The organism is Halomonas halodenitrificans DSM 735 (assembly GCF_000620045.1).
In the GTDB taxonomy this organism is placed as follows: Bacteria; Pseudomonadota; Gammaproteobacteria; order Pseudomonadales; family Halomonadaceae; genus Halomonas; species Halomonas halodenitrificans.
The window spans coordinates 251012-263724 of the sequence record NZ_JHVH01000001.1 but is presented as its reverse complement, the minus strand read 5'-3'; the positions used below and the strand labels follow the sequence as shown (position 1 = coordinate 263724).

The window sequence follows — 12713 nt, the reverse complement described above, 5'->3', positions numbered from 1 at the left end:
CAACCACCAGAGACAGAATGTTTGTCGGGTCCCTACAGATAGCAAACGAATGTTAGCCCCCCGCACTGGGCGATGCCTTACGCGCGGATTGGTAAGCGGATGTCTAGGAGGGGCTCGGCGGTGTCCAGCTGACCAGCGCCCAGCGCATCGGTGCGCCGCCCCGGGCCGCACGCTCGGAGTCGGTGCTGTACCAGTGATGCAGTCGGGCGCGCTCCTCGTCGTCGAGCTCACCCAGCGACCAGCTAACCCGCTGGGCAAATTCGTCGAAGTCGCTGGCGCCGGCCAGGCGGCTGGGCATCTCGATATAGCTGAGTTCGGCGTGAATGCCCTGGGTGTGCAGCAGTCCCAGGGTGTAGAGGTGATCGGGAAACGAGCGCGGTTGGCGGCCCAGGGCGACAATCAGTTCGGGGTCCATGAAATGTCCGCCCACCAGCTGGGTCATGTAGACCTTGTGCCGCGCATGGGCGTTGAGCTTGATCAGTGCCTCGGCCAGGTCAGGCACCATGCCGGACCGCGAGGCCACGGCAATATCGCATACCGGCACCTCGCTCCAGTCGTCTTCCCAGGCGCATTCGAGCGGAGTGACGTTGGACAGGCCCAGGCGCCGGGCGTTGACCATCAGCTGCTCCAGCATGCCTGGGCTGTAATCCAGCCCCACCACGCGATGCATGTGCGGGGCCAGTAACAGGGCGATGGTGCCCGGGCCGCAGCCCACGTCGAGCACGCTGCGGCTGCCGGCGAGCTGCATGCGTTCCACGAAGGTGTCGGCATAGGGCCCGCCCAAAGATTTGCGACCCATCCTGGGGGCGCGCCGGTCCCAGTCGGCAGGCGCTTTTGGTTGGCGCTGCGACTGGCTCAGGTGCTGGCGGTAGAGCTGGGCAAAGTCGATGTCGTCGAGGGTCAAGGCAGGCCTCCCGCGGTGCGCTGATAGCGGTCGATGGATGACTCATGGTCGATTGTCGCATCTTCGTCACTCGGGCTCAGTGCCGGCGAATATCGAAAGAGACCGTGCGGATCAATGCGGTCACCGACATGCCCGGCGCCAGCTTCAGTTCGGCGCAGGACTTGCGCGTCAGTCGCGACCGCAGGCGATGCCGGCCGAGGCCGAGCAGCAGTTCCATGGCGGAATCATCGTCGGGTGAGGGTGCGATTCGCTCGACGCTGGCCCGAAGCTGATTGCGATAGCTGGTCGCCGTTATCGGCGCCAGGGCCAACCCCACGTCGCGTGCCGGAATGCGCACCCGCAGTTCGCTGCCCGGCGGCGCGGCCAGGCGCGGCACCACCAGCGTCTGGCCATCCTCGAGCGCCAGGTGAGTCAGTTCATAGGTGGCATCGTGTCCGGCGATCCGGGCCGGCAGCACCGAGGCCAGATCGAACCCACCCAGCTGGGGCGTCAGGTCGAGGCGCTGCAGCACCGTTTCCAGGGAATCGCTGGCCAGCACGCGCCCCGCCTCGATGACCACAAGGTGATCGGCAATAGCGATGATTTCGCCGGGATCGTGGCTGATATAGACAATCGGAATCTGGATGTCGCGCACCAGCGACAGGATGAAGGTCAGCAGCTCCTGCTTGCGAGCCCCATCCAGGCCGGACAGCGGCTCGTCCATCAATAGCAGCTGAGGATCGCTGAGCAGTGCACGGCCGATGGACACACGCTGGGCCTCGCCGCCGGACAGGGTGCCCGGAAGGCGATCGAGCAGCGAGCCGATACCCAGCAGTTCGACAATGGCGTTGAATCGTGGACGCGCATGGGCCGGCATGCCGTAGGTGAGGTTGCCGCGCACGCGATAGTGGGGAAACAGGCGCGGCTCCTGGAAGACGATGCCGATCCGTCGTTTGTTGGGCGGCAGCCATTGGCCCTGAGCGACGTCGACCAGGGCACGTTCACCGAGGCGTATATGGCCGTGATCGGGTCGGTCGAGGCCGGCGATGAGGCGTAGCAGGCTGGTCTTGCCGCTGCCCGAAGCGCCGAACAGGGCGCTGACGCCGCGATCGGGCAGGGTGAGGTCGGTTTCCAGCTGGAAGCCGCCCAGCCGCTTGCGAAGGGCGAGCCGTAGGCTGGCCGCTGAGTTCATACGGGGTCTCCAGGCGCGATGCGAGGGTGCGAGGCCATTGATGATGCCCGGTCGTCGATGGTATCCGGCCTTAGCCATCGCGCTGGCGCGTACGCTGTCGGGCGCGTCGTGCCAGCGTTTCCGAGGCGATCAGCGACAACATGGCGATGATCACGGCGAGCAGGCAGAGCCGCGCGGCGGCAGCTTCCTTTCCCGGCATCTGGATCAGGGTGTAGAGCGCCAGCGGTAGCGTGCGCGTCTCGTGGGGAATGTTGGAGGCAAAGGTGATGGTGGCCCCGAACTCGGATAGGGCCCTGGCGAAGGCCAGCAGGGTGCCGGTGAGCACGCCGGGTATGGCCAGCGGCAGGGTGATGGTGCAGAAGATGCGCCACCGGCCCGCGCCCAGGGTGTTGGCCGCCGCTTCCAGCTTGGGGTCGACCGCCTCCAGTGACAGGCGCACGGCGCGCACCAGCAGCGGAAATGCCATCACGCCGCTGGCTACGGCGGCGCCCTGCCAGGTGAACGGCAGAGACACGCCCAGTCCTTCATGTAGCCACTGCCCCAGCCAGCCCTGGCGTCCCAGGGCGATCAGCAGCAGATAGCCGATTACCACCGGAGGCAGCACCAGCGGCAGGTGCACGATGCCATCGAGCAGGGCCTTGCCGCGAAACTCGCGGCGGGCCAGCAGCCAGGCGATAGCGATGCCCGGCGGCAGGGTCCAGGCCACGGCGCTCATGCCGATCCTCAGGCTGAGCAGAATGGCATCCCACTCGGCCTGGGACAGGGTCAACGACGCGAGCATGTCGGTGCCTAGCGTGAATCGGTCGCGGCCGGTGAGAAGCCGTGGGCGTCGAAGATCGCCATGGCGTCCTCGCCATCGAGCCAGGCGCGAAACGCGGCGGCCTCGTCACTGACCCGGTCGCCGATCAGCGTGGCGGGATAGAGGATGGGGGCGTGGCTGTCGGCCGGGAACAGGCCCAGGGTGCGCACGCGGTCGCTGGCGTTGGCATCGGTCTGATAGACGATACCCAGCGGCGTCTCGCCGCGCTCGACCAGCGCCAGGGCGGCGCGTACGTCGCTGCCGCGAGCCAGTCGTGGCTCGAGATCCGCCCACTCGCCCAGCGATTCCAGGGCCTCGCGGGCATAGATGCCGGCCGGCACATGGTCCGGGTCGCCAACCGATAGCCGGTCGCCCTCGTCGAGACGCTCACTCAGGCGACCATCCTCGCCGGGGACGAAAGCGTCGCCGCCGTCGGCGGTGGCGATAAGGGCCAGGCGATTGCGCAGCAGGTTGGCCCGCTCCTGGAGGGTGACCCCCTGGTTCTCCAGCCAGTCCACCCACTGGATATTGGCCGACACGTAGAGCTCGGCGGGGGCGCCGTTGGCGATCTGGCGCGCCAGGGTAGAGGATGAGGCGTACACCGGAACCACGCTGAGGTCGTCGTGTTGGCCGGCATAGGCCTCGATGGCCTCGTTCATGGCATCGGTCATCGACGCCGCGGCGGCGATGTGCAGGGTTGCGGCCTGGCTGGCGCCTGTGCCGCCCAACAGGGCCAGCGCCAGGGCGGCGTGAACGCCGTATCGCAGCGGCTTGAGGTCGGCGATGGCCGTGCAGAAGGGAAGACGGAAAGACATGAAAATCTCGCTATATACGAATGAATATAGCGGAGCCTACCCCGGAGACAAGCTCGGAGGCAAACGGGATCCAGCGTACAATGTGATCTTTCGGGCCAGGCAATGATGCCGGTCGGCGGGGTACATGAGCGTCGCATCGAGCCGCGCCATGAGCCTTGAACATCAAGGAGACAGGGGTGAAGAGTCGACTCTTCGAAACGCGTGCCGGCGACGATGGCCTGCCCGGCCCGGAGCGGCGTCTGGCCGTTCTGGCGCTGATTCTCGGTACCCTGATGGCGGTAGTGGACACCACCATGGTCAATATCGCGCTGCCATCCATCGCCACCGGCCTCGAGGTGTCGGCCTCCCGGGTGGTCTGGGTCACCAACCTCTTCCAGGTCAGCTCGGCGGCTTTTCTGCTGGTGTTTGCTGCCTTGAGCGAGCTGCTCAGTCGACGACGGCTCTATGTGGCGGGGGTGGCGGTTTTTACCCTGGCCGCCCTGGGCAGCGCACTCTCGACGTCGCTGGAAAGCCTGCTGGTATTTCGTGCCCTGCAGGGGCTGGGGGCGGCGGCGATGCTTTCCATCGGCCCCTCGATCTATCGCCAGATCTTTCCGACGCGGTTGCTGGGTAGCGCCCTGGGGCTCTCGGCCATGGTGGTAGCGGCTGGCTATGCCGCCGGCCCGGCCATCGGGGGTGCCCTGCTGTCGGTGGCCGGGTGGCCATGGTTGTTTGCGCTGCACCTGCCGCTGGGCGGGGTCGCGGTGGTTCTGGCCTGGAGAGCGCTGCCTCGCGAATCGGCGCGCCCCGGTGGCTTCGACTGGCAGGGTGCGCTGCTCTCGATCACCATGCTGGGCGGCCTCTTCGTCGCCATGGATGGCCTGGGCCACGATATGCCGGTCTGGGCCCTCGTGGCGTGGCTGGGCACCAGCCTGGCGGCGGCGCTGCTGTTTGTGCATCGTCAGCGACGGGCGCCTCATCCGCTGCTGCCGCTGGCCATCTTTGCCGAACGGCGCTTCAGCCTGGCGTTGGCCGCCCAGGGGAGCGCCTTCATCGGCCAGGGGCTCGCCTTCGTGGCGCTGTCCTTCCTGTTCCAGCAGCGGATGGGCTTCACTCCCCTCGAGACCGCTTGGCTCTTCACCCCCTGGCCGCTGGCGATCATGCTGGTGGGACCGCTGGCGGGCAGGCTGGCGGACCGGGTGAATCCCACCCTGCTGGCGTCCCTGGGCCTGATTCTGCTGATGGTAGGACTGATGGCGCTGGCCTGGCTCGACCTCGAGGCCGGCGTGGGCGAGGTGCTGTGGCGCATGGCGCTGTGCGGGATGGGTTTCGGCCTGTTCCAGCCACCCAATAATCGCGAGCTGATCGGCAGCGTGCCGCTGGCGCTCAGCGCCAATGCGTCCGGGACCATGAGCACGTCGCGTACCGTGGGTCAATCACTGGGGGTCGCCCTGGTAGGCGCCTTCCTGGCCGCCGGCGTGGCGGTACAGGCCACGCTATGGCTCGGAGCCCTGACGACCCTGGCGGCCCTGCTGTTCAGTCTGCTGCGGATCCCGCTTGCCGAAGCCGCTCGGCGTGGGTAGCGTCGTCGGGCCAAGGCGGCCTCATCGTTTGCGCTGCCGATAGCGAGTACAATGGGCATTTACCTTCACCACGTCGGGAAGCCTTCAATGAGCATCCAGTCAAGCATCGAAGAGAAGCTCCAGGCCTTCGAACCCGCCTTTTTGCAGGTGGAGAACGAGAGCCATCGGCACGCCGTGCCACCCAATTCCGAAACCCACTTCAAGGTGACGCTGGTCAGCGATCGCTTCGAGGGGCTGATGCCGGTCAAGCGCCACCAGCAGCTCTATGCCCTGCTGGCCGATGAACTGTCCGGGCCGGTACATGCGCTAGCCCTGCACCTTTATACCCTGCAGGAATGGGAAGCCAGCGGTCAGGCACGCCCTGACTCACCCGACTGCCGGGGTGGCGGTCGGTGACAGGCGAACCACAACGCCTCCAGTATCTGGAGGCGATGGGGCTCACCGCCTGGGTAGCGCGCTATACGCTGCCCAACGCAAGCCCTACACACGCCTGCGACTGGGAGCCTCCCGAGCCACCGCCCGAGGTCGGTCATGGCGAGCGCCTGCAGGCGCTGCTCGACGAGGCACGGGAGCAGCCGGCCGCCTCGCCCCCCGAGCCCCCCGCTCAGGAGCGCGCCGCGCGTGCACCGCGACCTGGCAAGGCGCGAGCGGCTCTGCTGGGCGATGACGCGCCGCCGGCGGCGCCTGCCACCGACATCGAGGTGGCAGGCCCCGATGCCGATAGAGCGCCCCAGGAGGCCCTGCGCTTCGCCTTTCAGGTGGCCTGTCTGGAGGGGCGTTGGCTCATGTTGTTGCCAGGTGAGCAGGCGCCGGGGCGTTCTCAGCTGAGGCTGCTCGCCAACCTGCTGCGCGCCGCGGGCATTGACTCGCCGTTGCCGGTCTTTCAGGACTTTCGCTGGCCGCTTCAGGAGGGACTATCGGTACAGGAGCCGCTGGAAGAGGCCCGGGAGGGCTTAAAAGCCTTTATTGCGGGGGCCGGTCGTCGTGGCTGGGCACCGCAGCGGCTGCTGATATTCGGTCGAGACGAGGTGCTGGACCGAGTGCTGGCGCTGGAGAATGAGCGCTGTCCTCTATTCGAGCTGCCCGCCTGCCAGGAGCCGTCACTGGCAGAGCTCGCGACCAGTGCCGACGCCAAGCGTGCGCTGTTGCCGCGGCTGCTGATGCTGGGCGATGCATGGCGAGACAGGCGAGACGAGGGTGCGAATGAGTCATGAAGCACCGGAGAAACCCCCGGTGCTGATGACGCTGTCGGACGCGGACCTCGAGGCGCTGGCGGCCCTGGAGGCCGCGCATGGCTGGGTGACCGCCGGGTCGGCCGCCCGGCTGGCGGCTAGCCTGCGGGCGCCTGGAACGCTCGTGTTCGGCCTGGTAGCCGACGATGCCGTGGTGGGCTATGCCGCGATGGATCGTCAGCCCTTCGAGGCGGAGCTGCAGGCGGTGCTGGTGGATACTCGCTGGCGTGGCCGAGGGCTCGCCCGCCGACTCCTGGCCGAGGTGGTCGAACAGGCCCGAGCCTGGGGCAGCGAACGCCTGTTGCTGGAGGTGCGGGTGGGCAACGCCTCGGCCATTGCGCTCTATCGTGGGGCAGGCTTCGAGGATGACGGCATTCGTCGCGGCTATTACCCGCCCCGGCAGGCCGGGGCGGTCAGGGAAGACGCGCTGCTGATGTCGCTGGCGCTGGAGTGACGCCAGCGGATCAGGGCCTCAGCCCTGGTCGTTGGTATCCAGCTCGTCCAGCTTGCCCAGCACGGCGGTCAGGCGGCGCTCCCATTCCTCGCGCTCCTGCTTCAGGCGGCTGTTTTCCTCGCGCAGCTCTTCGGCTTCCATCTTCAGCAGTTCCAGGGCCTCCACGGCGCTGGTGACCTTTTGTTCGAGCCGGTTGAAGAGTTCGATGCTCATCCTGTTCTCCTGAGGTGTCGTTCCGGTAGTCCTTGGGGCCGAGCCGGTGCCCATGGAGGGCGATCCAGAACCGCAGGGTAACGCCGAGCTTCCGCCTCAGCAAGCGTCGCCGCGCGATGACAGGGAAGTGGCCTCACGCTTGTAGAGCCGTCCGTGGCTGTCGCCGGCCTGCATTTCCCGGTGCAACTGCCAGCTGGTGGGAACCCGCGGCTCGAGTCCGGCCTCGGTTTCCAGGTAGACAAGGGCCTCGGTCGTCAGCCAGCCCGACTCCAGGGCGGCACAGCAAGGCTCGGCGAGCCCCAGGCGGAAGGGAGGGTCGAGAAAGACCAGGGTAGCGGGAGTGGGAGTGGCATCCAGGAAGCGTGCGACGTCGGCGTTGATCACTCGTCCGCGTGATGTGGCCTTCAGGGCGCCGAGGTTGTTGCCGAGCTGGTCGGCGACCCGGGCGTCGCGTTCGACGAAGACGGCCTCTCGAGCGCCGCGGGAGAGGGCCTCCAGGCCGAGGGAGCCGGTGCCGGCGAAGAGGTCCAGCACTCGGGCGCCGGGCAGGGCGGCGCTAATCCAGTTGAACAGTGTCTCACGGACCCGGTCGGGGGTGGGGCGCAGGCCGGGGCTGTCGGGCACCGGCAGCAGGCGGCGGCGGTAGTCCCCGCCGATAATGCGAAGGCGACCGGTGCCGGTAGCGTGTTGGCCGGCACGTCGGCGACCAGTGGTCTTGCCGTCTCGCCGACTGGCGGCCGCGGGTTTGCCTGAGCGGCGGGGGGAGCGTCGTTTCATGGGGGAGATTGTAACCGGCGGCTTGTCCACAGTCATGGTGGGCAGTGGTAGGATGTGACGATTCGTTCATCCGCGAGGCTGATGCTGTCCATGTTCGGTTTTTTCAAGCGCAAGAAGAAGCAGGAGCAAGAGGCGACCCGAGAGGAGCCGGAACTCCAGGAAGAGGACGCCTCGCCCCCCGGCGAGGAAGACGTCGCCGAAGGCGAGAGCCCCGGCGAGGGTGGGCGCGCCGCCGAGACAGAGGCGCGGCTCGAGCCGGAACCGACACCAGAAGCGGAGCCCGACCCGGAACCCGAGCCCGAACCGGAGCCAGAGCCTGAGCCCGAGTCGGAACCGGAGCCAGAGTCGGAACCGGAGCCCGAGCCGGAACCAGAACCAGAACCCGAGCCGGAACCCGAGCGCGCGGCTCTCCAGGAAAAGCCGGCCGCCAGCGAGAAGAAGGGCTGGTTTGCCCGCATTCGTTCGGGCCTGGGCAAGACGCGAGCCAATCTGACCGATGGCCTGGCCGACCTGTTCCTGGGCAAGAAGCAGATCGATGATGACCTGATGGAAGACCTCGAGACCCAGCTGCTGATGGCGGATGTGGGCATCGAGGCGACCACCGAGATCATCGATCGCCTGACCGAGCGTGTCTCGCGCAAGGAGCTCAAGGACAGCGAGGCGCTCTATGGCGCCCTGCAGGAGGAACTGGCCGCCATGCTCGAGCCGGTGAGCACCCCCCTGGCGCTGCCGCCCAAGGGGGAGGGGCCCTTCGTGATACTGGTGGTTGGCGTCAACGGCGTGGGCAAGACGACTACCATCGGCAAACTGACCCAGCGCTTTCAGCGCGATGGACGCAGCGTGATGCTGGCCGCCGGTGATACCTTTCGTGCCGCGGCGGTGGAGCAGCTCAAGGTATGGGGCGAGCGCAACGAGGTGCCGGTGATCGCCCAGCATACCGGTGCCGATAGCGCCTCGGTGGTCTATGATGCCGTGGCAGCCGCTAAGGCCCGCGGTGTCGACGTGTTGATCGCCGATACCGCCGGACGCCTGCATAACAAGGCGCACCTGATGGAAGAGCTCAAGAAGGTCCACCGGGTCATGGGCAAGCTCGACGCCGAGGCGCCCCACGAGGTGATGCTGGTGCTCGATGCCGGCACCGGGCAGAACGCCCTCTCCCAGGCCAGTACCTTCCATGAGGCCGTGCCGATCACCGGAGTGACCCTGACCAAGCTGGACGGTACCGCCAAGGGGGGTATCATCTTTGCCCTGGCCAAGCAGCTGAGCACGCCGATCCGCTTTATCGGGGTCGGCGAGACACTGGATGACCTGCGTCCCTTCGCGGCGGATGAGTTCGTGGATGCCCTGTTCGACCGCGAGGACGGCACCCAGGGATGATCGTCTTCGAGCACGTGGGCAAGCGCTACGGCGGACGTTTCGAGGCCCTCGCCAATATCGATTTTCGCGTGCGTCGCGGCGAGATGTTGTTTCTGACCGGCCACTCCGGGGCCGGCAAGAGTTCGCTGCTGCGCCTGGTCATGCGCCTGGAACGCCCCACACGGGGGCGTATCCTGGTGGCCGGCCATGATATCGATCGGCTCCACCCGAGCCAGGTGCCGTTTTATCGCCGCCAGGTCGGCGTGGTCTTCCAGGACCACCAGCTACTCTATGACCGCTCTATCTTCCATAACGTGGCGCTCCCCCTGACGATTCAGGGCATCGAGCCCCGCGAGTCGGCGCGTCGAGTCCGGGCGGCACTGGACAAGGTCGGATTGCTGCACCGCGAGAAGGCGCTGCCTATCGAGCTTTCCGGCGGCGAGCAGCAGCGTGTGGGCATTGCCCGGGCGGTGGTCAACAAGCCGGCCCTTCTGCTGGCCGATGAACCGACCGGCAACCTCGATCCTCAGCTTTCCGCCGATATCATGGCGCTGTTCGAGGACTTCAATCGAATCGGCACCACGGTGATGATCGCCAGCCACGATCTGGCGCTGATCGCTCGGTTGCAGCATCGTACCCTGCGCCTGCGCGAGGGTCGCCTGGTGGGCGACCAGGAGGCCGCATGAACCGTCGTGCCTCGCCCTCCCCGCGGGGCGCGCGTACGCATCGCGCGCGTTCTTCGAGCCGTTTTCGTGGCTGGCTTCGTCATCACCGGGCCATGTGTCTGGATAGTGCCTGGCGGTTGCTGCGAACGCCCATCTCCAGCCTGGTAACCATGCTGGCCATCGCCATCGCCATGGTGCTGCCCGCAGCGTTGTGGCTGACGTTGGACAGTGCAAGACTGCTCGATGCCGAGCTTGCCGAGAGCGCCACTCTTACCGCCTATCTCGCGCCGGGCATCGAGGACGGTGAGGCGGCACGCATAGAAGAGGCCCTGGGGGCTCAGCCGGGCGTGGTCCACACTCGACTGATCACCGCCGCCGAAGGCATGGCGGAGTTCCAGCAGGCACTGGGACTGGAGAATGCCCTGGCACGACTCGACGATAATCCCCTGCCGGCCAGCGTGGTCGTGACTCCGGAGTCGCCGGCACCGGAAGCGGTGCGTGACCTGGCCGAGGCGCTGGGCGCGGTGTCCGGGGTGGACGAGGTGCGCCTGGATCTGGCCTGGCTCGAGCGCCTGCGAAGCCTGGCCGAGCTGGGCCGGCGTGTGGTGCTGGCGCTGGCCGTGCTGTTCGGGGGAGGCGTGCTGCTGGTGGTGGGCAATACGATACGGCTGGCAGTGGAGAGTCGCCGCAAGGAGATCGAGGTGATTACCCTGATCGGCGCCACCCATGGCTTCGTGCGGCGCCCCTTCCTCTATAGCGGGGCCTGGTATGGCCTGGGTGGCGGTCTGCTGGCCTGGGTACTGCTGACCCTGGGCGGCGGCTGGCTGGCGTCACCGGTCTCGGCGCTGGCGGAAAGCTACGGCGCCAGCTTCAGCCTGCCGCAGCTAGGAGCAGGCGGTTCCGCCGTCCTGGTGGGCTGTAGTATACTACTAGGCTGGTTGGGTGCCTGGATCGCGGTCAGCCGCCACCTCGCCGAGGTGAAGCCGCGCTGACGCCAGGCCGCCGAAATGACGACTCCATGGGGTAGATGGAGCGTGAAATTTCACGGAACCTTGCACCGATTCAGGTGTCTTAGGTGCCGCATGCCAAGACATTTATGGGCTGATTGAGGAGACATCCTGCACATGAGCAACAGTCTTCTTCCGGTGGGCCAACTCTCCCCGGGGCACGACCTTAACGGCTATATCCGGGCGGCCAATGGCATCCCCATGCTCACCTCCGACGAGGAGAGTGAGCTGGCCTTCCGGCTGCACGATGAGGGCGATCTGGAGGCGGCGCGCCGGCTGGTGCTGTCGCACCTGCGCTTCGTCGTGCACATTGCCCGCAGCTACTCCGGCTATGGCCTGCCCCAGGCAGACCTGATCCAGGAGGGTAACATTGGCCTGATGAAGGCGGTAAAGCGTTTCGATCCCCACCAGGGAGTGCGGCTGGTCTCCTTCGCCGTGCACTGGATCAAGGCGGAAATTCACGAGTTCGTGCTGCGTAACTGGCGCATCGTGAAGATCGCGACCACCAAGGCCCAGCGCAAGCTGTTCTTCAACCTGCGCAGCGCCAAGAAGCGCCTGGCCTGGCTGAATAGTGACGAGGTCGAGGCGATCGCCAAGGACCTCGACGTCAAGCCCGAGGTGGTGCGCGAAATGGAAGGCCGGCTCGCCTCCCACGATGCCGGCTTCGATGCAGCGCCCGGCGAGGATGACGAGAGCAGCTGGCAGGCACCGGTGCATTATCTGGACGATACCTCCGCCGACCCGGCTACCCAGATCGAGGCGAGTGACTGGGAGGGCGACTCCACCCGCCGCCTACAGCTGGCGATGGAGGGCCTGGATGAGCGCTCGCGTGACATCCTGCAGCGTCGCTGGCTCAGTGAGCCCAAGGCCACCCTGCATGATCTGGCCGATGTGTATGGCGTTTCCGCCGAGCGCATCCGCCAGCTCGAGAAGAATGCCATGAAGAAGATCAAGCAGCAGATCGGTGACGCCCTGGTGGCGTGAATGAGTCGAACGCGCCGATGCCGCGCGCTGGTCAACATTCAAGGCCCCGTCGAATGTCTTCGATTGGGCCTTGGTGTTTTTAAGACGAGTGCCTCTGGAAAGTGTGTCTCTGGTAGGCACTTTCCGGCAGGAAGGGGCCTTTCAAGCGCCTGGAGCCTCACGCGGGTTGGGGGCTTTCCTCCAGCAGCTGGGCCGAGAGCAGCGCCCACTGCACCTGCCAGTGTTCGGTGGGGCGGCGCTTGAAGTCGCTCCTCACGTACTGACTGATGCGTCCCTCGGCGGTGGACAGCAGGAGATTGGCGGCGGTGGCGGCGGGCAGGCGGGTGCGACGCTTCTCGCGTAGCTCGGCTTCGCGCAGGATCTGCTTGAGCTGGGTCTCGAGCCGCTCGAAGAGCTGATGGATGCGGACTCGCAGCCGCACCGTCTCGCCGGTGAGCACCCCTCCGTCGAGTAGCCGTGAGAGACCGGGGTTCTTCTCGGCGAACCCCAGCAGCAGGGTAAGCAGGGCCCCGCAGCGCGGCAGTGCCTCATGCTCCTCTTCCAGGATGCGCCCGATGCGGGCGAACAGGGAATCCTCGATAAATTCGATAAGGCTCTCGAACATGCGTGCCTTGCTGGGGAAGTGGCGATAGAGAGCGGCCTCGGTAACGCCGACCTGCTTCGCCAGGGCGGATACGGTGATGCGCTTGCCGCTGTCCTCTTCCAGCATCATGGCCAGTGCCTGGAGGATCTGCTCGCGACGACTGGGAGTGGGGGTTGCCTGTGTCATGGGAG

Annotated in this window: 15 protein-coding genes; 8 read left to right on the top strand and 7 right to left on the bottom strand. The window is 66.7% G+C overall.

The genetic code is table 11. The annotated features are described in order from the left end of the window. Positions 1–103: 103 nt before the first annotated feature. The 4 genes from Q358_RS0101270 to modA form a co-directional block, all read right to left on the bottom strand. Positions 104–904: a methyltransferase domain-containing protein gene (locus Q358_RS0101270; RefSeq protein WP_027960379.1), complete on the bottom strand. Its 801-nt coding sequence runs from the start codon at positions 902–904 to the stop codon at positions 104–106. A 76-nt stretch (positions 905–980) separates the two neighbouring features. After that, positions 981–2075: a molybdenum ABC transporter ATP-binding protein gene (gene modC, locus Q358_RS0101265; protein ID WP_084286396.1), complete on the bottom strand. Its 1095-nt coding sequence runs from the start codon at positions 2073–2075 to the stop codon at positions 981–983. Positions 2076–2145: 70 nt separating this feature from the next. Further along, positions 2146–2856, bottom strand: coding sequence for a molybdate ABC transporter permease subunit (modB, locus tag Q358_RS0101260; RefSeq protein ID WP_043487446.1), 711 nt, complete (start codon positions 2854–2856; stop codon positions 2146–2148). Positions 2857–2864: 8 nt separating this feature from the next. After that, positions 2865–3689 (bottom strand): molybdate ABC transporter substrate-binding protein, encoded by an 825-nt coding sequence (gene modA, locus Q358_RS0101255; RefSeq protein WP_051530114.1) that lies wholly within the window; start codon positions 3687–3689, stop codon positions 2865–2867. Between the two features lie 176 nt (positions 3690–3865). On the opposite strand from modA, the gene Q358_RS0101250 reads away from it, so the two are divergent. From Q358_RS0101250 to Q358_RS0101235, 4 genes are all read left to right on the top strand, one after another. After that, positions 3866–5251, top strand: a complete 1386-nt coding sequence (locus Q358_RS0101250) for an MFS transporter (RefSeq protein ID WP_043487445.1) — start codon at positions 3866–3868, stop codon at positions 5249–5251. A gap of 87 nt (positions 5252–5338) precedes the next feature. Then, positions 5339–5647 (top strand): BolA family protein, encoded by a 309-nt coding sequence (locus Q358_RS0101245; protein WP_027960374.1) that lies wholly within the window; start codon positions 5339–5341, stop codon positions 5645–5647. Beyond that, positions 5644–6465 (top strand): hypothetical protein, encoded by an 822-nt coding sequence (locus Q358_RS0101240; protein ID WP_027960373.1) that lies wholly within the window; start codon positions 5644–5646, stop codon positions 6463–6465. The genes Q358_RS0101245 and Q358_RS0101240 overlap by 4 nt, the downstream gene beginning before the upstream one ends. Next, positions 6455–6937: a GNAT family N-acetyltransferase gene (locus tag Q358_RS0101235; protein WP_245598247.1), complete on the top strand. Its 483-nt coding sequence runs from the start codon at positions 6455–6457 to the stop codon at positions 6935–6937. Before Q358_RS0101240 ends, Q358_RS0101235 begins: the two co-directional genes overlap by 11 nt. A gap of 18 nt (positions 6938–6955) precedes the next feature. Here Q358_RS0101235 and Q358_RS0101230 read toward each other — a convergent pair whose 3' ends face one another. Beyond that, the gene (locus Q358_RS0101230) at positions 6956–7150 is read right to left on the bottom strand and encodes a cell division protein ZapB (protein WP_027960371.1); all 195 of its coding nucleotides are present in this window, start codon (positions 7148–7150) and stop codon (positions 6956–6958) included. 96 nt (positions 7151–7246) lie between these two features. Continuing rightward, the gene (gene rsmD, locus Q358_RS16280; RefSeq protein ID WP_043487444.1) at positions 7247–7927 is read right to left on the bottom strand and encodes a 16S rRNA (guanine(966)-N(2))-methyltransferase RsmD; all 681 of its coding nucleotides are present in this window, start codon (positions 7925–7927) and stop codon (positions 7247–7249) included. Between the two features lie 90 nt (positions 7928–8017). Between rsmD and ftsY the strand changes: the two genes are divergently transcribed. From ftsY to rpoH, 4 genes are all read left to right on the top strand, one after another. Further along, entirely contained in the window at positions 8018–9304 is a 1287-nt protein-coding gene (gene ftsY, locus Q358_RS0101220; RefSeq protein WP_027960370.1) for a signal recognition particle-docking protein FtsY, read from the top strand. Further along, positions 9301–9969, top strand: a complete 669-nt coding sequence (gene ftsE, locus Q358_RS0101215; RefSeq protein ID WP_027960369.1) for a cell division ATP-binding protein FtsE — start codon at positions 9301–9303, stop codon at positions 9967–9969. Before ftsY ends, ftsE begins: the two co-directional genes overlap by 4 nt. Then, positions 9966–10940 carry a permease-like cell division protein FtsX gene (gene ftsX / locus Q358_RS0101210; RefSeq protein WP_027960368.1) on the top strand — a complete coding sequence of 325 codons (975 nt, stop codon included), beginning with the start codon at positions 9966–9968 and terminating at the stop codon, positions 10938–10940. Before ftsE ends, ftsX begins: the two co-directional genes overlap by 4 nt. A gap of 132 nt (positions 10941–11072) precedes the next feature. After that, positions 11073–11939 carry an RNA polymerase sigma factor RpoH gene (gene rpoH, locus Q358_RS0101205; RefSeq protein ID WP_027960367.1) on the top strand — a complete coding sequence of 289 codons (867 nt, stop codon included), beginning with the start codon at positions 11073–11075 and terminating at the stop codon, positions 11937–11939. A 157-nt stretch (positions 11940–12096) separates the two neighbouring features. On the opposite strand, the gene slmA is transcribed toward rpoH, so the two are convergent. Further along, positions 12097–12708, bottom strand: coding sequence for a nucleoid occlusion factor SlmA (gene slmA, locus Q358_RS0101200; RefSeq protein WP_027960366.1), 612 nt, complete (start codon positions 12706–12708; stop codon positions 12097–12099). Between the last annotated feature and the right edge of the window lie 5 nt (positions 12709–12713).